At 44.6% G+C, this 19,775-nt stretch carries 19 protein-coding genes; 16 read left to right on the plus strand and 3 right to left on the minus strand.

Translation table 11 applies throughout. The annotated features are described in order from the left end of the window. The first annotated feature begins 2 nt into the window (after positions 1 to 2). Positions 3 to 842 carry a MurR/RpiR family transcriptional regulator gene (locus BMZ22_RS11935; RefSeq protein ID WP_090085948.1) on the plus strand — a complete coding sequence of 280 codons (840 nt, stop codon included), beginning with the start codon at positions 3 to 5 and terminating at the stop codon, positions 840 to 842. 122 nt (positions 843 to 964) lie between these two features. Here BMZ22_RS11935 and tkt read toward each other — a convergent pair whose 3' ends face one another. Further along, entirely contained in the window at positions 965 to 2,968 is a 2,004-nt protein-coding gene (gene tkt / locus BMZ22_RS11940; RefSeq protein ID WP_090085846.1) for a transketolase, read from the minus strand. A 247-nt stretch (positions 2,969 to 3,215) separates the two neighbouring features. On the opposite strand from tkt, the gene BMZ22_RS11945 reads away from it, so the two are divergent. The 9 genes from BMZ22_RS11945 to BMZ22_RS11980 all read left to right on the plus strand — a co-directional run bounded on the left by BMZ22_RS11945 (position 3,216) and on the right by BMZ22_RS11980 (position 11,641). Then, on the plus strand, positions 3,216 to 5,270 hold the full coding sequence (locus BMZ22_RS11945; RefSeq protein ID WP_090085848.1) for a BglG family transcription antiterminator: 2,055 nt from the start codon (positions 3,216 to 3,218) through the stop codon (positions 5,268 to 5,270). A 41-nt stretch (positions 5,271 to 5,311) separates the two neighbouring features. Next, positions 5,312 to 5,803: a PTS sugar transporter subunit IIA gene (locus BMZ22_RS11950; protein WP_090085851.1), complete on the plus strand. Its 492-nt coding sequence runs from the start codon at positions 5,312 to 5,314 to the stop codon at positions 5,801 to 5,803. Further along, positions 5,800 to 6,084: a PTS sugar transporter subunit IIB gene (locus BMZ22_RS11955; RefSeq protein ID WP_090085853.1), complete on the plus strand. Its 285-nt coding sequence runs from the start codon at positions 5,800 to 5,802 to the stop codon at positions 6,082 to 6,084. The genes BMZ22_RS11950 and BMZ22_RS11955 overlap by 4 nt, the downstream gene beginning before the upstream one ends. Before the next feature lie 68 nt (positions 6,085 to 6,152). Next, complete coding sequence (locus BMZ22_RS11960; RefSeq protein WP_090085855.1) at positions 6,153 to 7,412, plus strand: galactitol-specific PTS transporter subunit IIC; 1,260 nt, start codon at positions 6,153 to 6,155, stop codon at positions 7,410 to 7,412. 56 nt (positions 7,413 to 7,468) lie between these two features. Next, the gene (locus BMZ22_RS11965; protein WP_090085858.1) at positions 7,469 to 8,500 is read left to right on the plus strand and encodes a zinc-binding dehydrogenase; all 1,032 of its coding nucleotides are present in this window, start codon (positions 7,469 to 7,471) and stop codon (positions 8,498 to 8,500) included. Between the two features lie 23 nt (positions 8,501 to 8,523). Next, positions 8,524 to 9,195 (plus strand): deoxyribose-phosphate aldolase, encoded by a 672-nt coding sequence (gene deoC / locus BMZ22_RS11970; protein ID WP_090085861.1) that lies wholly within the window; start codon positions 8,524 to 8,526, stop codon positions 9,193 to 9,195. A 94-nt stretch (positions 9,196 to 9,289) separates the two neighbouring features. Further along, positions 9,290 to 9,445: a hypothetical protein gene (locus BMZ22_RS16975; protein WP_177183435.1), complete on the plus strand. Its 156-nt coding sequence runs from the start codon at positions 9,290 to 9,292 to the stop codon at positions 9,443 to 9,445. A gap of 21 nt (positions 9,446 to 9,466) precedes the next feature. Beyond that, positions 9,467 to 10,519, plus strand: a complete 1,053-nt coding sequence (locus BMZ22_RS11975) for a galactitol-1-phosphate 5-dehydrogenase (protein WP_090085863.1) — start codon at positions 9,467 to 9,469, stop codon at positions 10,517 to 10,519. Between the two features lie 180 nt (positions 10,520 to 10,699). Next, entirely contained in the window at positions 10,700 to 11,641 is a 942-nt protein-coding gene (locus tag BMZ22_RS11980; protein WP_090085865.1) for a sugar-binding transcriptional regulator, read from the plus strand. Positions 11,642 to 11,743: 102 nt separating this feature from the next. Here the strand turns inward: BMZ22_RS11980 and BMZ22_RS11985 are convergent, their stop codons facing one another. Then, positions 11,744 to 12,784 carry a zinc-dependent alcohol dehydrogenase gene (locus BMZ22_RS11985; RefSeq protein WP_090085868.1) on the minus strand — a complete coding sequence of 347 codons (1,041 nt, stop codon included), beginning with the start codon at positions 12,782 to 12,784 and terminating at the stop codon, positions 11,744 to 11,746. A gap of 23 nt (positions 12,785 to 12,807) precedes the next feature. After that, complete coding sequence (locus tag BMZ22_RS11990) at positions 12,808 to 14,517, minus strand: glycerol-3-phosphate dehydrogenase/oxidase (RefSeq protein WP_090085871.1); 1,710 nt, start codon at positions 14,515 to 14,517, stop codon at positions 12,808 to 12,810. Between the two features lie 155 nt (positions 14,518 to 14,672). On the opposite strand from BMZ22_RS11990, the gene BMZ22_RS11995 reads away from it, so the two are divergent. The 6 genes from BMZ22_RS11995 to BMZ22_RS12020 all read left to right on the plus strand — a co-directional run bounded on the left by BMZ22_RS11995 (position 14,673) and on the right by BMZ22_RS12020 (position 19,643). Further along, the gene (locus tag BMZ22_RS11995; protein WP_090085872.1) at positions 14,673 to 15,632 is read left to right on the plus strand and encodes a sugar-binding transcriptional regulator; all 960 of its coding nucleotides are present in this window, start codon (positions 14,673 to 14,675) and stop codon (positions 15,630 to 15,632) included. A gap of 100 nt (positions 15,633 to 15,732) precedes the next feature. Beyond that, entirely contained in the window at positions 15,733 to 16,131 is a 399-nt protein-coding gene (locus BMZ22_RS12000) for a transcriptional regulator GutM (protein WP_090085874.1), read from the plus strand. After that, positions 16,119 to 16,661, plus strand: coding sequence for a PTS glucitol/sorbitol transporter subunit IIC (gene srlA, locus BMZ22_RS12005; RefSeq protein WP_090085876.1), 543 nt, complete (start codon positions 16,119 to 16,121; stop codon positions 16,659 to 16,661). The genes BMZ22_RS12000 and srlA overlap by 13 nt, the downstream gene beginning before the upstream one ends. 24 nt (positions 16,662 to 16,685) lie before the next feature. Further along, positions 16,686 to 17,744 (plus strand): PTS glucitol/sorbitol transporter subunit IIB, encoded by a 1,059-nt coding sequence (srlE, locus tag BMZ22_RS12010; protein WP_090085878.1) that lies wholly within the window; start codon positions 16,686 to 16,688, stop codon positions 17,742 to 17,744. Between the two features lie 216 nt (positions 17,745 to 17,960). Then, positions 17,961 to 18,326 carry a PTS glucitol/sorbitol transporter subunit IIA gene (locus BMZ22_RS12015; protein WP_090085881.1) on the plus strand — a complete coding sequence of 122 codons (366 nt, stop codon included), beginning with the start codon at positions 17,961 to 17,963 and terminating at the stop codon, positions 18,324 to 18,326. 30 nt (positions 18,327 to 18,356) lie between these two features. Beyond that, complete coding sequence (locus BMZ22_RS12020) at positions 18,357 to 19,643, plus strand: NAD(P)H-dependent oxidoreductase (RefSeq protein ID WP_090085883.1); 1,287 nt, start codon at positions 18,357 to 18,359, stop codon at positions 19,641 to 19,643. Positions 19,644 to 19,775 lie beyond the last annotated feature (132 nt).

Consider the following 19,775-nt stretch of genomic DNA (forward strand, 5'->3'; position numbering starts at 1 on the left):
TGATGGAACTTAATCAACTAAACGGTGTTAAACCGTCGATCACAATGGAGCAGTACAAACACAGTTTCACGAAATCCGAGAAAAAAATATACCAGTACATTCAGTCCAACAGTCAGCAAGTTTTGTATCATTCATTAACCGAGTTATCAGAGGAAAGCGGTGTAGCGGAAGCAACGGTTCTTCGCTTTTTCCGCAAGCTGGGGTTTAAAGGGTTTCAGGATTTTAAATTTTTGTACGCGCAGGAAATGGCCGTGTACGATGAAAGGCATAATGAGGCGACATATGCCGATAAAATCAAGGATAACATGGTTCAAGCGATTGAGAATTCACATGAAGTAATCGACTACGATATCTTGCAACAATGCATTGAAACAATTAATGCCGCAGATGATGTGGTGCTTTTCGGTGTAGGATCTTCAGGCATTGCAGCACTGGACATGCAAAACCGGCTTATGCGCATCGGCAAGCATGTGAGTGCCGTAACCGATCCGCATTTTCAATTCATGCGCGCGTCATCCATGAATGCCGAGACGGTCGTCATCGCCCTCAGCCTGACTGGCAGTACCAAAGACATTGTGGATTCGGTGGAAATCGCCAAACAGCAAAACGCAACCGTGATTGCGCTAACCAATTACATCAAATCACCGCTGACACAATATGCCGATCACGTCTTATTGTCATCTGCGAAAGAAAGCCCGCTCGACAGCGGATCCCTCGTGGCCAAAGTTTCGCAGTTATTCTTGATCGACCTCATCTGCACCGGACTCACCATTAAAAACTACAACCACGCCGAACAAATCAAAATGGGTATCAGCAAAAATACAGCCCGGAAATTGTATTAAAGAAGCAGGCGGGGTCAGTCCCCCACCGCTTTAACGTTTTAACGTGGTGGGGGACTGACCCCTTTTCAAACACCAAGACGCCTTTTTACCGGCTGCTTCAGATTATCTCTATCAATCAATTCTTATTCAACAAAGTCTTCAACAATTTTTACGACATTATCAACGGTGAAGCCATATTCTTCAATAACTTTATGACCTTTAGCCGATGCGCCAAAACGGTCGATGCCGATGACTTTGCCTTTTTCGCCTACATAGCGTTCCCAGCCGAATGATGCGGCCATTTCAATAGCGACACGGTTTTTAACGTGTGGCGGGATAACTGAATTCCGATACGTCTCATCCTGTGCGGCAAATCGGTCCCATGACGGCATGCTGACAACACTTGCGTCAATACCCTTTTCTTTCAATTCTTTCTGAGCATTTACAGCTAGCTGCACTTCTGAACCGGTCGCCAGCAGGACCGCATCGGGTGTGTCTTTATCTGCTGGGCTAAGAATATATGCCCCTTTTCTAACGCCGTCATATGCTTTTTCTTTGGTCCCTTCCAGCGTTGGCAAGTTCTGGCGTGTCAATACAAGTGCTGTTGGTTGATCGTCAGATTCCAGCGACAATCGCCAGGCGGCACTCGTTTCGTTGCCGTCAGCCGGGCGGATCAGCGATAGTCCCGGCATTGCTCGTAAGGCGGGCAGCTGCTCGATTGGTTCGTGTGTCGGGCCATCTTCACCAACCGCGATTGAATCATGGGTGAAGACGTAAGTGACAGGCGTCTGCATAATCGATGACAAACGAATAGCAGGTCTCAAGTAGTCACTGAACACAAAGAATGTGCCGGCAAATACGTTTAGTCCGCCGTGGAGGGCCATCCCGTTCAGAGCAGCTCCCATCGCATGTTCGCGTACACCGAACCAGATATTGCGCCCAGCATAATCGCGGCGTGAAAAATCATCTTCATTATTAATGGTCGTTTTATTTGATCCGGCAAGGTCAGCACTGCCGCCGAAGAAGTTTGGCACTGTTTTGGCAACAGCGTTGAGCACTTTTCCGGAAGCGGCCCGTGTGGCCACCGTATCTTCACCCGGCTCAAATACAGGCAGCGTTTTTTCCCATCCTTCTGGAAGCGCATCATTCATAGCGCGTTCAAGATCATGTGCTGCATCAGGGTAGCTTGCCTGATATGACGTGAATAAGTCGTTCCATTCAGCTTCTGCTTTTTCACCCCGCTCACTAATTTTTTCCTGGAAATCAGCATAGACCGCATAAGGTACATGGAATTCGTCATGCGTCCACTTATAAAATTCTTTCGTTGCTTTCACTTCTTCTGACCCAAGCGGCGCGCCGTGGGAAGCTGAAGAAGCTGATTTATTCGGTGCACCGTAGCCGATGACCGTTTTAACTTCAATCAAGGTTGGCTGCTCCGTATTTTGCCGAGCTTCGTTAAGCGCTTTGCGGATTGCATCGGTATCGTTGCCATCTTCTATGTAAAGCACCTGCCAGCCATACGCTTCGAAACGATTTTGCGTTTCGTCAGAGAATGATCGATTTAAATCGCCGTCGAGGGAAATGTCATTTGAATCATACAGTGCAATCAGCTTACCGAGACCAAGGTGTCCGGCGAGTGATGCTGCTTCATGCGAAATCCCTTCCATTAAATCCCCATCACTTACTAGTGCATATGTGTAATGATTAACGATTGGCAAATCCGGCTTGTTAAACTTCGCCGCCAAATGCGCCTCCGCCATCGCCATTCCGACAGACATGGCAATGCCCTGGCCAAGCGGTCCTGTTGTCGCTTCAACACCGTCTGTGTGATGAACTTCCGGATGCCCCGGTGTTTTGGATCCCCACTGGCGGAAGCCTTTCAGGTCATCGATTGTCACGTTATAACCAGAGAGATGAAGCAGACTGTACAGAAGCATTGAGCCATGGCCGGCAGACAGGACAAAGCGATCCCGGTTAAACCATTTCGAATGTTTCGGGTGGTGGTTCATGAAATCGGTCCATAGCGTATAAGCCATCGGCGCAGCGCCCATTGGCAGCCCCGGGTGACCGGAATTCGCATTTTCAATCGCGTCAATTGATAATGTTCGGATTGTATCGATTGACAGTTGTTCAGTAGTGTTTGGCATCGTTTATTCCTCCTGTAAGAGACTATGTTAGATGTTTCACAAAATTTTAAGACACTTTCATATTACAATGAAAACTTGTCGAAAACAAGAAAGTACAATACAATAAATGTGAATAATTGATGTGCAACATGGTATCATTTATGTAAATCACAACATTGTACATTAAATGTTCAACAACTTGTGCTGAAAACGTATTCATTAAGACAAAAAAGGATGCTATAATAAAAGTGCAGGAGGGGGAAACAAAGTGCCGTTAAGTGAACGTGATAATAAATTGTTTGAAGAGTTAATTCGAAACCCCGGGACGACAAGTCATGTGCTGGAGAAAAAATACGGCTTAACGCGCAGGCAGCTTGGTTACAGCATTAATAAAATTAATGACTGGTTAATCAATCAAAACCTTCCAAGTATTGAACGAACGCGCCAAGGTTATTTCATAATGGATCAATCCATTATGACCAGTCTGGGTGCTGAAACTGAAAACACGCCAATTGAGTCAGCCGTTCTCACAAGTGAACAACGCGTGCAATTAATCATTATGATGCTAGCGGGCAGTGAAGAAGAACTATCACTTAACCATTTTACAAGTGAACTCGATGTAAGCAGAAACACAGTATTGAATGATTTGAAAGATGCGCAGACGTTGCTTGATAACTATCATCTGAACATTCGGTACACACGAAAATTTGGTTACTTGCTTGAAGGCAGGGAATTCCAAATCCGTAAATTGCTCATCACGATTACTTATCAAGTGCTGCAAATGCACGACGGGGCAAATCGGCTTAAGTCCATCACGTCCATTGATGAAGCGGGAATAGCTGAATATTTGGATCGCATCGAAAACGTCGAAAATAAGCTGAACTTAAAGTTTACGGATGAAAAAGTGAAAACGATGCCTTATGTTCTCATTTTGATACTCAGAAGAATCACAAAAGGGTATTCCGTTAATCAATTTTCGATTGAGTATGAGGAACTATCCAATACAAAAGAGTATCAGGCGACCGAAGAAATTTTTCAGGACGCTGAACAGATACCAATGGAAGAGCGATTATTCATAACACTGCACTTGTTGACAACTAATGTGTATCGAACTGAGTTTCCGACAGAAGAGGGTGAGGTTCCGAATCTAGTGCCGGCAATCGATAACATGCTGCGATTGTTTGAAAAAAGTGCCTGTATTTATTTACAGGAGCGTGAGCAACTGATGGATAAATTGCTGCAGCACTTAAAACCGGCATATTACAGGATTAAGTATCACTTATCGGAGACGGTTTCGCTTCAAGGGTCGTTAAGCAAAGAATTTAAAGAATTACACCATCTTGTCAGGCAATCAACAGGCCCATTAAAGGATTTAATCGGCAGTGCTATTCCGGACAGTGAAGTTACCTATATAACGATGTTGATTGGTGGATGGATGAAGCGGCAGGGTGAAAGTATTGAGAAAAAAACGAAAGCTATTGTCGTCTGTCCGCAAGGTGTATCCGTATCAAGGCTGATGTTCAATGAATTAAGCGAGCTGTTCCCGGAGTTTGTGTTTCTTGACTCGCTGTCAGTCCGTGAATTTTTAAATTATAAGTTGGATTATGACATTGTATTTGCACCAACTTATTTGGAAACGAGCAAAAAATTATTTATTGCAAAAGCATTTCTTGGCCGGGAAGATAAACAGCGTCTCAGGAAACAGGTCATGCTTGAATTGCATGGTTTTATGCCGCAAAACATCGATGTTAGTGAATTGATTGGGATTATTCGGAACCATGCAGTCATTGAAAATGAAGAAGCGTTAGAAGCCGATTTGCAGCAGTATATAAACCAGGATGACGCATCTTCGGTTCATCAGCATAGCGAACAGCCCACGCTCAATCTCGATGAGTTGATTACGCCGGAGATGATTGCGATCAGAAATAACGTTGAATCATGGGAAGAAGCAGTTTGGACCAGTGCTGAACCGCTCGTTGAAAAAGAAATAATAACGCCAAATTATGTTGAAGCAATATTTTCATATTCACAAGATCCCTATATTGTAATCAGTCCAAATGTCGCTATCCCGCACGCCTCCCCTGAAGATGGCGTTAACGAGGTGGGGATGAGCCTGTTGAAACTGGATGAGGGTGTTAACTTTACGCCTGATTATCGCATTCATTTAATTATCGTTATCGCTGCTGTCGATAAGCAGCAGCACTTGCACGCTCTCATGCAGCTGATGGAACTTGCCTCATCAGAAACGGATCGCAACAGATTGATTAAGGCTGAATCAAAAGAAGCGATTTATTCGATAATCCAGTCCTATTCCTCGGATTAAGTAACTGGCGTTTGAAGTATACATGAAGGAGAGTTTTGCAAATGAGTGAATTATATTTTAATGAATCTGTTATTCTATTAGATTTGGAAAGCGATTCAAAAGAAGATGTTCTGACCCGGATGAGTAAAAACCTCATTGATAAAAATCTTGTAAAAGAAAGCTTTACGGAAGCGATTGTTTCAAGAGAAAACGAATTTGCCACGGGTCTGCCAACAGGTGACATCCCGGTTGCCATTCCGCATACTGATGTGGAACACGTTAATCAAAAAACGATCAGCGTCGGCATATTGAAAGACCCGGTTGATTTCAATGTCATGGGTGATGACAGCGAAACAACACCCGTAAAAGTTGTATTTATGCTCGCGATGGAAGAGGCCCATTCCCAACTCTCCCTGCTGCAAAAATTAATGCAGGTATTCCAGGATCAAGAGCTGCTCCAAAAATTAGCAAACACGACTGATAAGTCTGAACTTAAAGACTTACTGGAGGAAAACCTCGAACTTAAATCCTTTGAAGGAGGTGAAGTAAAATGAAAAAGAAACAAGTATTGGTAGCATGCGGTGCAGGCATCGCAACGTCTACTGTTGTAAACAGCGCCATTGAAGAAATGGCTAAAGAACATAAAATTGATGTTGATTTAAAACAAATTAAAATTGCTGAAGTGTCAAGCTACGAAGACACTGCTGACTTACTGGTTACAACAGCTAAAACAAAAAAAGAATTTCCATTCCCTGTTATCAACGCACAATCATTCCTGACAGGAATCGGAACAGATAATACAAAACAACAAATTCTTGAAGAACTTAAGAAATAACACGAATAATCTCGGTTTCCATCGACTTGGAAACCGAGAATTCATCATACGAAAGAGGGTGAAAGACCATGCAAGGTTTTGTAGATGTCATTCAAGCATTTCTTGATTTAGGTGCAACCGTTATCTTACCCGTTGTTATATTCTTGTTAGGTCTCTTATTCGGTCAAAAACCAGGTAAGGCTTTTCGCTCCGGTATAACAATCGGTGTTGCATTTGTCGGTATTTTTCTTGTGGTCGATTTACTGGTTGAAAACTTAGGACCTGCAGCTCAGGGAATGGTTGACCGACTAGGGGTTGAATTAAACGTTATTGACGTTGGCTGGCCTGCCACTTCTTCTATTGCGTGGGCTTCCGCAGTCGCGGCATTTATCATTCCGCTTGGTTTGGTTGTTAACGTTGTAATGCTTGTGACGAAAACAACGAAAACGATGAACGTGGATATTTGGAACTTCTGGCATTATACATTCATGGCAGCAGTCGTTTACACAATTTCAGGCAGTATGGTCCAAGGCTTAATTGCCGCTGTTATCTTCCAGGTTATTACACTGAAGATTGCAGACTGGACAGCACCAATGGTCAGTGACTTTTATGAACTGCCGGGTGTGTCAATTGCAACCGGAAGTACTGTTTCCTACGCCCCGGGTATCTGGCTCGTAAAATTATTGCAAAAAGTCCCTGGGATTAATAAACTGAACGCTGATCCTGAGACGATTCAAAAACGTTTTGGTGTTTTCGGTGAATCGATTTTCATCGGCTTGTTCCTGGGTGCTGCAATCGGTGCTTTGGCAGGTTACAGCGTCGGGGAAGTAATTAATATTGGTATGGCAATGGCGGCCGTAATGGTATTGATGCCGCGAATGGTTAAAATTTTGATGGAAGGGTTAATGCCTGTTTCCGAGTCTGCACGTGAGTGGCTGAATAAACGATTCGGCGACAAAGAAATTTATATCGGGCTTGATGCTGCTGTTTTGCTTGGACATCCTTCTGTCATTGCAAGTGCATTAATTCTTGTGCCTATTACCGTTGTGCTCGCTGTAATCTTGCCTGGTAACGCATTGCTTCCGTTTGGTGACTTGGCGACGATTCCGTTTGTTGTGGCGTTCATTGTCGGTGCAGCACGAGGTAATATTGTTCACTCAGTTATCGTCGGGTCGATCATGATCGCATTGTCGCTTTACATGGCAACCGATATCGCCAATGTCTTTACAACAATGGCGGAAAATGCATCATTTGATATGCCTGAAGGGTCTGCCAAGATATCAAGTATTGATCAGGGCGGTAACTTAATTAACTGGGTTATCTGGAAATTCTTTGAGTTATTTAACTAAGTCAATTCCTCTGCCAGACTGCTAGATAAATAGACAATGATAGGAGGAAGCATTTCATGAAAGCATTAGTTAAAACAGAACTTGGTTTCGGAAATTTGGAGCTTCAGGACGTCGAAGAACCCAAACCGGGAAATGGCCAGGTGAAAATCGAAGTTAAGCACGCCGGTATTTGCGGCTCTGATATTCACACCTATGAAGGTCATTACAAAGTTGCAGCACCTGTCACATTAGGCCATGAATTTGCCGGTGAAATTGTGGAAGTTGGTGAAGACGTCACAGATTACAAGCCGGGCGATCGTGTCACTTCTGAAACAACATTCTATATATGCGGTGAATGTGAATACTGCAAGGCCGGTGACTATAATCTGTGTAATCATCGGAAAGGACTCGGGACACAGCAGAATGGCGGATTTGCCAAGTATTTAATTGCCCGAAAAGACAGCTTGCATCGTTTACCTGAAAACGTCAGCTATAAAGAAGCGGCCATGACAGAACCGCTGGCATGCACGCATCATGCGGTGGATAAAACAGAGATTAACGATCGGGACGTTGCTGTCGTTATTGGACCGGGACCAATCGGCCTATTCACAGCTCAGGTTGCAAAAAGCCGTGGCGCTAAAGTAATTATTACCGGACTTACAAATGATAAAGTTCGGCTGGATAAAGCAGAAGAACTGGGAATCGATTATGTTGTGAATACGCAGGAACAAGATGTGAAAGAACTCATTAATCGTTTAACAGATGGTTATGGTGCCGACCTTGTGTTTGAGTGTTCAGGCGCTGTACCTGCTGCCAAACAAGGGCTTGATCTGCTTCGCAAAAAAGGTCAATACGCACAAGTTGGTATTTTCCCTGAAGCGGTTGTTCAATTCGATATGGAAAAAGTAATTCAGAAAGAAATCCGTGTTGTCGGCAGTCGTAGCCAGAAGCCGGCTGATTGGGAGCCGTCACTCGAACTAATGAATAATGGCTCGGTTAACGCAATCGACATGGTAACGCATGAATACGACATTTCTCAATGGGATGAAGGATATAAGGCTATTAAAGATGGTGAAGCCATTAAAGTGTTGCTCTCACCTATCGACTAATACCAGAAAGTGAGCTGAAAGCAATGCAAAAGCAGGAGCTTGCTGAGATTATTGATTACACGCTGTTAAAGCCCACCACTAATAAAGAAGATATTAAAACGTTCTGCGAAGAAACGATTGAATATGGTTTTAAAACGGTATTTGTAAATCCGTATTATGTGCCATACGCATATGAACTTTTATCCCCGCATGGCATTAAAGTTGGCGCACCGATTGGTTTCTCACTGGGTGGGGCGACAACAAAGACGAAAGTTGCCGAAACAAAGGAAGCAATTAACAATGGTGCAGAAGAAATCGATATGCTGATTAATCTCGGTGCTTTGAAATCTCAGGAATACGATGTTGTGAAGCATGATATTTCAGAAGTGGTTAAAGTATCAGAAGGTTTGACGACCAAAGTAATTATTGAAAATGGTTTGTTGAGTCATGACGAGAAGATAACAGCTGCCAAACTGATTGTTGAAGCAGGCGCAGACTTTGTTAAGACAGCTACCGGCTTTAATGGCGGCGGGGCAACGGTTGAAGATGTAAAACTGCTGCGATCCGTTGTAGGTGAAGATTTCGGCGTCAAAGCAGCCGGCGGCGTCCGCACGTATGAAGATGCACTGGCAATTATCGAAGCCGGCGCAGATCGAATTGGTGCAAGCGGCGCGATTGCTATCGTAACCGGTGGTAAATCAAATGCTGCTTATTAACACATGAAGGGCTCAGGCGGGGCGATTGAGCAGAAGTAGGTTGTTCAATCGTTCCGGTCTTGCTGACATGAGTCAAAAGAAATGAGGGTTTAAAATGGTCGAAATGATGCTGGAATTTATGCTCGGGCCTTTACGCGGTATAACTGATTTTTACGTTGAATACCAAATTTATTTTAATACGCTGATTGTTGGATTTGCACTTTATAAACTATTATTCAGTAAAAAGAACGCTGAAAAAACAGCAGAATAAATTACGAAAGGGTGATAATCAATGCGATCCCTTAATCTATACGGTGAACAGGACCTCCGTTTTGAAGACACTTCAGAACCCGTCATCGAAAACGCAGATGATGTGATTATTAAAGTGAAATCGGTCGGCATTTGCGGATCTGATATCTCGCGCTATAAAAAACTGGGACCGTATGTGGAAGGCATGACGTTCGGTCATGAATTTTCCGGTGAAGTGACAGCGGTCGGTGATGAAGCAGGGGGAATAAAGAAAGGCGATCGTGTCGCAGGCTGTCCGGCATTTTATTGTGGCAAGTGTGAAAGCTGCCAAAAGGGTGAACTTGCCCGCTGTGAAAATCTGCATGTTATTGGTGCATGGATTCCCGGTTCTTATGCGGAATATGTCAAGCTTCCTGCTGAAAATGTGATTCATCTTCCGGATAATGTTGATTACGATACAGCAGCGATGGTTGAACCATCATCAGTTGTTGCCCACGGCTTTTACAAGACAAGCATCCAGCCAGGCGCTGAAGTAGCGATTATGGGCTGCGGCAGTATTGGCCTGCTTGCTGTTCAATGGGCTAAAATTTTCGGAGCCAAAAAAGTGTATGCGATTGATATCGATGACACGAAATTGGAAGTTGCCAAAGAAGTTGGTGCTGATGTTTTAATCAATTCTAAGGAAAAACCGCCACACGAACAGATTGCTGAGCATACTGATGGTAAGGGTGTTGATCTGGCAGTTGAATCGGCAGGATCACCGATCACGTCCGCACAAGTTTTCGCTTTGCCGAAAAAAGGCGGCGAAGTTGTTTTTATGGGCATTCCTTATGCTGATATTAATATTGAACGTTTCTATTTTGAGCGGATTGTACGGAATGAACTCAGAGTACTCGGCTCCTGGAATGCGATTTCTTCACCATTCCCCGGAAAAGAATGGACATCCTCTGTCCACTATATGAGCACAGGTCAAATCAATGTCGAACCAATGATCTCCCATCGCTTGAAATTGGAAGAGGGACCAGAAACCTTTGATAATCTGATTAATCGCAAAGGCAATTACGTGAAAGTAATGTTTCATCCAGAAGAAGGCTAAATTATTGCGGGGACAGTCCCCCACCACGGTGACGTATTAAAGTGGTGGGGGACTGACCCCGTTTTGACCCCGTTTTCCTCTTGACATTACCGCCCTAATATTTTATCATTCTTACAAACGTAACAACGAATAACGAATGTAATAGTGATACTATAATATATTAAAGAAAAGAGCGATCGTATGTTAAGTTGGGAAGAACGCCGGTTAATGGTCAAAGTGGCTAAGTTATATTACTTCGAAGGCTGGACACAGGCGGAGATCGCCCGAAAAAATAATGTTTCACGCCCGGTGATTTCCAAGCTTTTGAACAACGCTAAAAAAGAGGGGCTTGTGGAAATCTACATTAAAGATGAAACCGTGCACACGGTTGATTTGGAACAGAAGCTGGAAAAGATGTATGGCCTTGATGAAGTGATTGTGGTTTCCACGGCCGGCTATGAACCGGTGATGGCGAAACGGCAGCTTGGAAAGACGGCTGCTGCTTATGTCGGGAAGAAATTGCAAAACGTGAAAAGTGTCGGAATCTCTTGGGGGACAACACTTTTATCGCTCGTCGAAGAATACCCGTATGAACGACGCGATGATATTCAAATTGTTCCGATCGTCGGTGGCATGGGAACGAAAGATGTTCATATTCATTCCAATCAGCTTGCGTTCCACCTGGCTCAGAAGATGAATACAGCTTGTTCTTACCTATATGCACCGGCAATGGTGGAATCGGATGACTTGAAAGAACGGCTCGTCAATTCCAAGGATATTGCCCACGTTCTTGAGCGAGCGAGAAATGTGGACATGGCGTTTGTCAGTGTCGGAACACCTTATAAAAGTTCTACCATGAAATCGATCGGCTATTTGGATGATGATGATATTCATTCGTTGAGCAAGGCCGGCGCTGTTGGCGATATCAGTTCCCGGTTTTTTGACGCAGCAGGGGAGGAAATTGATCACCCATTGAACAATCAAGTTATCGGGCTTAATTTGGAGGAAATAAAAAATATCCCACAAGTCATTGGGATTGTCGAAGGATCATATAAGCTGGACAGTATTGAAGCAGCTTTAAGCGGCGGTTACCTCAATACCCTAATTATTGATGACCAGACTGCCCAAGCGTTGATACAATAGCTGTGATTCATAAATAGCTGGCGGTTACATGCGGCGCAAACTAAAAGAAGCGAAAGCTCAGGGGTCTTCGCCTGCACGTTTCGCCTCTTTTTAGTTTCAACCTCACTTACTCGGCTTCACGACACATTTCAGTCCTTCTTTGCCGAGTGCCGTTTGGAAGGCTTTTTCTGTTTCCTCTAATGAAAATGTGTGCGTGATAAATGATGAAAAATCAAGCAGACCTTCGTCAATCCATTTCACAGCTTCCATGTGCAGGTGCCGCGGCGCACCGTGCGTGCCGACCACCTTCAATTGTTTATAGATAAAATGGTTCGGGTTAATCGGGTTTTCCGTCACCGGTTTAATCCCGGCGAACAATAACACCTTTCCGGTCGTGCGGGCGATTTCCAATGATTCGCGCTGTGCATCGGCAGATGGGGCGGTGACGATAACAGTATCAGCTCCGAGTCCGCCTGTTGCCGCTTTGACCTTTTCGATGGTATCTTCAGCCGATGGATCAATCACCACATCAGCCCCGGCTTCTTTCGCTTTTTGCTGCCGGGTTTTAGAACGCTGGACAGCAATGACTTTGGCAGCTCCCATTCGTTTTAAAGCTGCAATATACATGCATCCGATAGCCCCAGCGCCGTATACGACCACTGTTTCACCAGGTTTGGTGCCCACTTCATCTAACCCGCTCAGGACACACGAAAAGGGTTCAGATAAACTGGCAAGCTCGTATGACGTGGTATCGGCAATTTTTTGAATCGATCCGTTTTGCACGAAAGCCGCGGGAAGCACCACGTATTCAGCAAAACCACCGTCTGCCTGGTAACCCATCGAATGGCCTTTGACACAGTGATGGCCTTCGTTTTGCTGGCAATAAATACATTCGCCGCATGGAATATGTGCCCCAAGCGTTACGCGGTCTCCGGGTTTAAAACGCGTCACCCGCTCACCTGTTTCCACAACTTCTCCGGCAATCTCATGGCCGATAACCCGCGGGTAGTCAATCCGGTCATCGCCATGGTTGTAAACTCTCAAGTCCGAGCCGCATACCCCGATGGCATGCACTTTTAATAAAATTTCATCCTGATTAACCGCCGGATCGTCTCGTTTTTGCGGCTCCAATTGCTGTTTGCCTGTCAGGGCGACTGCTTGCATAGATGTTTCCCCCTTAAGATCAATTATTCCTGCTGAAATGTTAATGCTTTTGCAATAAGATAGTCCATACTGGCGAGCTGTTTTTGCCGTGTTTCAAAGTCCCACTCGAGCACAGACTGCATTTCATCGGCTGCTGTTGCCATTGTCCGCTTTACTTTTTCAAGGTCGAATAACAGATAGCTTGATCGCCGGTCATAAAAATCAGCAAGTGTTGCAGCCATCTCATAGTCAACAGCGTATCGTACCTCAGCAGCTACGTTTCGTTGTTCATCATCGTTGTACAGATCATCGAAATCTTTTATGATTTTTAAAAGTGTTTCGGTATTGCTTCCATACTGTGTGACATACGCTCGAATGATTTCTTTGGTCAGGCGCAAGTGACTGTATTGTTCATGCAGCTGATCAATCAGAGCAGTCATATCTTTTTTGGATGTAAAATTACCACCAGAAAATTTCACCCGGTCTGTATTTGAAGGAGTTGGTTTTTGTTTCTCACGCTTTTCAATGTATTGCATGACCCGCTCAGCCATTTTATGATAGCCGGTCAGCTTGCCCCCGGCGATCGTAATCAAACCACTGTCGGATTCAAAAATTTCATCATGCCGTGATAACTCGGACGGGTTATCGCCGTCTTTGCCGATCAGCGGTCGAATGCCTGCCCAGCTAGAGGTGATGTCATCTACCTTCAAGTCCAGCGATGGGAAAATGGCATGCAGACAATCCAGCAAATAATCGACTTCCGAGCGTTTCACGTGAATATCATCCATATTGTCATCGTAGAGGGATTCCGTAGAACCGACGAATGTCTTATCTCCTTTTGGAATGACAGCAATCATGCGGCCTTTATGCTGAAAATAAGTCGGTGAGGCAACAGGCAGCTTGTCATAATCGAAAACGATATGAATCCCTTTGGCAAGCACCATATATTTTCCGGTAATAGGGCGGTCTTTTTCCCGCACCTTATCAACCCATGGCCCGGCGGCATTGACGACGTGTGCCGCCTTGATTGTGAATGTTTGTTCGCCGATACGATCGCGGGCAACGACACCTTTGATTCGGTTGTTTTCATCTTTTAATACATCGGTCATTTCCGCATAATTCAAAATCGAAGCGCCTTTTTCAGCAGCGGTTTTGGCAGCTTCCATCGTCAGCCGGCTGTCATCCGTCCGGTATTCAACATAGATGCCGCTTCCTTTGACTGTTTTTGGGTTAAACAACGGCTCCTGCTTCAGCGTTTGCCGTTTTGAGTAAAGTTTATGGCGCTCGGATTTTTCAACGCCTGCGAGCCGGTCGTAAATCGACAAACCAGCTTTTAATGTCGCTAAGTTATAAGATTCTTTTTTAACGATTGGAAAATTCATGTTAATCGGGTAGACGAGGTGACGCGCATTGTTATACACAATCGCCCGTTCTTGACCCGTTTCGCGCACCACAGGGAAATCCAATTTTTGCAGGTATTTAAGCCCCCCGTGAATGAGCTTTCCGGAGCGGCTGCTTGTGCCGGATGCAAAGTCTTTTCTTTCAATTAAAGCTACTTTCAGACCTCGTGTTGCGGCATCGAGCGCAATTCCGCTTCCGGTAATTCCACCCCCGATTACTAATACATCAAAGCGCTCCTTCTCCATTTCCTTTATGGCAGTGCCACGGAAAGTCGAAGAAAATGTGTTGTTCCCCATTTTTTTACACCCCATCTGTTTTTCTTTTTGTGTGATGCTGCCGGCTGTAACCAGCAAAGATGTATCATCCTTTACAAACGTAATGTATCAAATCATTTGTAAATGCTTGTAATTTTAGTATATTCCTTTTAAAATAGTAAGTCAATAAAGGGCTTTCATATTAATAGATTTGAAATATAAACAACGCGTGGAACGTCAGGGGGAAAAATGTAATGGCAACTACGATCAAAGAACGCCAGCTCATGGAGAAAGTTTCCAAATTGTATTATCTCGAAGGCTGGACACAAAACCAAATTTGCACAAAAGTCGGCTTATCCAGACCAATTGTTTCCAAATTACTGAAGCAAGCACGCAAAAAAAACATTGTCGAAATTCATATTAAGGACGAAACCGTTCATACCGTTGAATTGGAACGCTTACTCGAACGACAATACGCGTTGACCGAAGCGATTGTCGTTTCGGATTCGGATGAATTTCCCGGTGCAACGCGCAGGGCCATGGGCGAAGCGGCATCAGCTTATTTGCGGAATAAGCTGCCGACTATTCAAACGCTCGGAATTTCCTGGGGGAAGACGATCCGATCGATGGTTGATCGATTTCAGGGTACTGAAACACCGCACGTCCACTTAGTTCCGTTAATTGGGGGAATGGGTCAAAGCCATGTTGAATACCATTCGAACCAGCTTGCATTTCAGCTCGCCCGAAAGCTCAATGCAAGTTCTTCTTATGTTTATGCACCGGCTTTTGCCGACAATAAAGCGATGAAAGCAGAGCTTATCAAGTCTAAAGACGTGGCAGCTATTATGGAAGAAGGGAAAAAGATAGATTTTGCGATTGTCGGGATCGGAAGTGTCACACATGATACCACAGGACTTGATATGGGTTATTTGAACGCATCCGACATCGCATCATTGGAAGCTTCGGGTGCGAAGGGCGATCTCAACTCATGGTTTTTTGATGCGGATGGAAATGAAGTCAGTCATCCGATCAATGACCGGATCGTTGGTGCAAACCTTGATCGAATCAGGAGAATCCCTGAGGTGATGGCGCTGGCTGAAGGTGAACATAAAGTGCCAGCTCTACACACCGCTTTGCGAGCCGGACTCATTAACAGTTTAGTGACCGATGAGCGCACGGCAGCAAATCTAGTAAACGTCTTTGGCGATCGCTAAATTTTTCGACGATTTTTTGTTGACAAATATCTGAAAGCGTTTTATCATTAGATTTACAAAAGTACAAAATATAACATTTGTAAAGAGGGGTGCCAACATAATGTGGGGAACATTTATTATCGTTTTTGCTTCGATTTGGGGCCTGCAGTTTCTGCTGACACATTTTCAGGTGAAACACTATCAATCTGAAATCAGGAAGCTGAGCACACGTGACAGCGGCTATTTGGGAACCGGTTATTATAAAAAACGGTTCGGTACCGGGGCGATTATGCTGCTGGTATGCGATGAAGATGGTCGCATAACTGACGCGAAAGTCATGAAAGGGCTTACGGTGTTTTCGCGATTCAGAAACACACAGAAGCTGATCGGCATGAAGCTGGAAGAAAGCAAATTAGTCGATTTTCTGTCAAATAAGGAACACGCCGCACTGACAAATGCGATTGAGATGATAACGAAAGAAATGAAAAAGAGAGAGGGGAATGAAGCATGGATTTCTTAATAACACTGGCTGAAGGCTTTATAGGCATGTTCCAGGAAGGCGGGGATACCTTCATGGGGCTCGTCACTGATATTATTCCATTATTAATCGCTTTAATTACCGCTGTAAACGCTTTGATTAAGTTTATCGGGGAAGAGCGCGTTTTTGCTTTTGCGCAAAAATGTACCAAGTACTTTTTCTTACGCTATACAATCTTCCCGTTTCTGGCAGTTTTCTTTCTAACGAACCCGATGTGTTATACGTTCGGTCGTTTTTTACCGGAACATAAAAAACCGGCGTTCTATGATTCAACGGTATCATTTGTCCACCCGGTAACAGGTCTTTTTCCACACGCAAATCCTGCTGAACTTTTCGTTTATACAGGTATAGCGGCCGGGATTACCGAACTTGGCCTTTCAACAGGCCCGTTGGCATTACGGTTCTTGCTTGTCGGTATTGTTGTCATGCTGCTGAGAGGTGTTGTAACGGAGTTTATTACAGCCCGCATGATTAAAAACAGAGATAGACAAAGCGAAAATTCCGTAGCGTAATAAAAGAAATGAGGAGGCAAACCAATGAGTAACTATAAAGCTGCAAAAGTATCCAAAGGCAGTTCCGGCTGGGGCGGACCGCTTGTCATTCAACCGGACGACTCACAAAAATATATCGTTTCGGTAACCGGCGGCGGTATTCACCCGGTGGCACAGGAAATCGCCGATAAAACAGGCGGCATTGCCATCGACGGGTTTGAAAAATCGGTCGAAAAAAACGAAATGGCGTGTGCTGTTATCAATTGCGGCGGCACGGCGAGAAGCGGTGTCTATCCAAAAATGGGAGTTTTGACGGTTAACGTATTCAGTAACTCACCATCAGGTCCGTTGGCAAAATTCATTAAAGAAGATAATTTTGTCTCAGGTGTCACCGTCGACCACGTCGAAATGGCGGATGGCTCTGACGAAGGCGTTCAACAAAAACGTACAGGTGAAGCAAAAGACGAACAAAATGAGTCACTGCTCGATAAAGACGTTGCCAAAAAGACAAAAGAAGAAGCCAAGCAAAAAGTGGCTGCCAAAGAAGCAAGTGAAGGCAAGAAAAAGAATCCCGTTAATCGTGTCATTGAAGTGCTTGGTGACAAAGTAGGTTTCGTTGTCAGCACATTTTTCCAGGCTGGACGGGATACCATTGATACCGTCATCAAAAACATTTTGCCGTTTATGGCATTCGTCAGTGTGTTGATGGGAATTATTACGTATACAGGCATTGGCGATCTGATTGCCAACTGGGTTTCCCCGCTTGCCGGATCGTTGGTCGGCATGCTGATTCTTTCACTGATTGCATCCATTCCGGTTATTTCACCGCTGCTTGCACCGGGTGCTGTTATTGCTCAGGTTGTAGGTGTATTGATCGGGGTTGAAGTCGGTAAAGGCAATATCCCGGCTCAAATGACATTACCGGCATTGTTTGCCATTAACCCGCAAGTAGGGACCGATTTTGTGCCGGTCGGGTTGACACTTGGTGAAGCAAAACCTGAAACAATTGAAGTGGGTGTGCCGGCTGTGCTTTTCTCACGGTTAGTAACCGGTCCGATCGCTGTTGTGATCGCATACTTTGCAAGTTTTGGACTTTATAGCTGAGATCGATGAGGCTGGGACAAAAATACATTTTAAAGTTAAAGGTGAACGATAATGAGGGCCAGCGGAGCATATTTCCGCAGCGGATTATCCCTATTCCTTCCTAATATCGTTCGTCTTTCATTTAAAACCATTTGTTTCAGTCTCTTACATTGCAAACGTTTTTACGTATGTTATAATATAGAACAAATGTAAACTTAACGTCATGGAGGAATTCAGATGTCAAATGCCTATTACAATATCAATGTCGTCGAAGTAGGAACTGAGGCGCCATTAATGACTGAAGAAAATATGATTATTTTGTTTAATGAAACCGTCCCAGCGGATTTAAAGAGCATCGCATTTGTGCATAACGGCGAGACCATTTCGGGGGAAATAAAAACCGGTGACAAAATGGTGATCGATGGGGAAGCTTTTGAGATTCTTTTCGTTGGTGACAAAGTCAATGAAACGATGCAGGACTTGGGACATGCCACATTCCATTTTAATGGAGAAGCAACGTCAGAACTGCCTGGAACGGTTTGCCTTGAGAAAAAGTCAATTCCTGAAATCAGTGTCGGTTCCACCATTTCATTTGCAAGATAATAGAAAATTCCACACGAGGAGTGAATCATCATGTTAGGTATTAATCGTAAACTAGCAAATTTTGAAAAGTCAGGGTCGTACATTAAAGTCGGCCTAGTCGGGGCAGGGCAAATGGGACGAGGCATGATTTCCCAGATTGAAAGTATGAAAGGCATGCGTGTCGTCATAACAGCGGACCTTGCTATTAATAATGTCAAAAATGCGTATGAAAATGCAGGCATCGACAGAGCAAATATTGTGGAAACCGATGAATTGGAAAAAGCCTGTGCTGCCGTCAGCCAGGATAAAGTCATCGCGACGAAAGACAGCAAACTGGTTACAGCGCTTTCCGAAGTGGATGTAGTCGTTGATGCAACCGGCGTGCCGAATATCGGTGCCGAAATTGCATGGGACAGTATTTTGAACAATAAACATATCGTTATGCTGAACGTCGAGGCAGACGTGACCGTCGGTCCGCTTTTGAAAAAAATGGCGGATGCAAGCGGCGTCGTTTACACGGGTTCTGCCGGCGATGAGCCTGGTGCGTTAATGGAATTGTACGATTTTGCCGATGCAATGGGCTTTGAAATCGTAGCACTCGGCAAAGGAAAAAACAATCCACTCAACCTCGAATCCAATCCGGACGTGACCGCTCAAGAAGCCGAGCAAAAAGGCTCGAGCCCGAAAATGCTGGCATCGTTCCAGGATGGCACAAAAACAATGGTAGAAATGAACTGTGTAGCGAATGCGACCGGCTTTGCACCTGATCAGCCCGGCATGCACGGGTTTGAAGGAAGTGTTGCTGACCTTCCGGGAATTTTTATTGAAAAAGACAAAGGCGGTAAGTTGAACGGAAGGCGAGTTGTTGATTTTGTCAATGGCGTCGCCCCAGGAGTTTTTGCCATTATTGCATCCGATAAAGATGAAGTGAACGCGGAAATGAAATACCTGAAAATGGGTGACGGACCAAACTATGTCCTTTACCGCCCGTACCATTTGACTAGTCTGGAAACGCCTTTGTCGATTGCCAAAGCTTATTTTGATAACGAACCGACAATCGCCCCGCACTATGGCCTGCAGGGTGAGACAGTCGCCGTTGCTAAGAAAGATCTCGCTGAAGGTGACTACTTGGATGGCATCGGCGGTTACTCGGTTTACGGGAAATTGTACAAGGCTGAAGAAGCTGAGCGCAATCACGCTCTTCCAATCGGCTTAGTTGATAGCAATGTGAAATTGAAAAACGCTGTCAAAAAAGGTGATGTCATCACGTATGACGATGTCGAGCAGACGAAAGAATCAACCATCTGGAAGCTGCGCGCGCTTCAGGATAAACAGTAGTAATTGAAAAGGGGGCCTGTGCTTGGTGGCGGAAGCCCTTGCTTGAAGGCAGTTCTTTGTAATTCAAATTTTTAAACTGCGAAAGTATGAGTTGGTACGTCGTTTACCGCTACGGAAATACACTTGGTGCTC

This window comes from Lentibacillus persicus (assembly GCF_900112705.1).
GTDB classification, from domain to species: domain Bacteria; phylum Bacillota; class Bacilli; order Bacillales; family Amphibacillaceae; genus Lentibacillus; species Lentibacillus persicus.

What these genes read in the sequence shown, in the direction of transcription:
- srlA (WP_090085876.1), top strand. Translation starts at nt 16,119, where the DNA reads ATGGATTTCTTAATAACACTGGCTGAAGGCTTTATAGGCATGTTCCAG.
- deoC (WP_090085861.1), top strand. Translation starts at nt 8,524, where the DNA reads ATGCAAAAGCAGGAGCTTGCTGAGATTATTGATTACACGCTGTTAAAG.
- BMZ22_RS11985 (WP_090085868.1), bottom strand. Translation starts at nt 12,784, where the DNA reads ATGCAAGCAGTCGCCCTGACAGGCAAACAGCAATTGGAGCCGCAAAAA.
- BMZ22_RS12015 (WP_090085881.1), top strand. Translation starts at nt 17,961, where the DNA reads ATGTCAAATGCCTATTACAATATCAATGTCGTCGAAGTAGGAACTGAG.
- srlE (WP_090085878.1), top strand. Translation starts at nt 16,686, where the DNA reads ATGAGTAACTATAAAGCTGCAAAAGTATCCAAAGGCAGTTCCGGCTGG.
- BMZ22_RS11980 (WP_090085865.1), top strand. Translation starts at nt 10,700, where the DNA reads ATGTTAAGTTGGGAAGAACGCCGGTTAATGGTCAAAGTGGCTAAGTTA.
- BMZ22_RS11960 (WP_090085855.1), top strand. Translation starts at nt 6,153, where the DNA reads ATGCAAGGTTTTGTAGATGTCATTCAAGCATTTCTTGATTTAGGTGCA.
- BMZ22_RS11965 (WP_090085858.1), top strand. Translation starts at nt 7,469, where the DNA reads ATGAAAGCATTAGTTAAAACAGAACTTGGTTTCGGAAATTTGGAGCTT.
- tkt (WP_090085846.1), bottom strand. Translation starts at nt 2,968, where the DNA reads ATGCCAAACACTACTGAACAACTGTCAATCGATACAATCCGAACATTA.
- BMZ22_RS11935 (WP_090085948.1), top strand. Translation starts at nt 3, where the DNA reads ATGGAACTTAATCAACTAAACGGTGTTAAACCGTCGATCACAATGGAG.
- BMZ22_RS11995 (WP_090085872.1), top strand. Translation starts at nt 14,673, where the DNA reads ATGGCAACTACGATCAAAGAACGCCAGCTCATGGAGAAAGTTTCCAAA.
- BMZ22_RS12020 (WP_090085883.1), top strand. Translation starts at nt 18,357, where the DNA reads ATGTTAGGTATTAATCGTAAACTAGCAAATTTTGAAAAGTCAGGGTCG.
- BMZ22_RS11950 (WP_090085851.1), top strand. Translation starts at nt 5,312, where the DNA reads ATGAGTGAATTATATTTTAATGAATCTGTTATTCTATTAGATTTGGAA.
- BMZ22_RS11975 (WP_090085863.1), top strand. Translation starts at nt 9,467, where the DNA reads ATGCGATCCCTTAATCTATACGGTGAACAGGACCTCCGTTTTGAAGAC.
- BMZ22_RS12000 (WP_090085874.1), top strand. Translation starts at nt 15,733, where the DNA reads ATGTGGGGAACATTTATTATCGTTTTTGCTTCGATTTGGGGCCTGCAG.
- BMZ22_RS11955 (WP_090085853.1), top strand. Translation starts at nt 5,800, where the DNA reads ATGAAAAAGAAACAAGTATTGGTAGCATGCGGTGCAGGCATCGCAACG.
- BMZ22_RS16975 (WP_177183435.1), top strand. Translation starts at nt 9,290, where the DNA reads ATGGTCGAAATGATGCTGGAATTTATGCTCGGGCCTTTACGCGGTATA.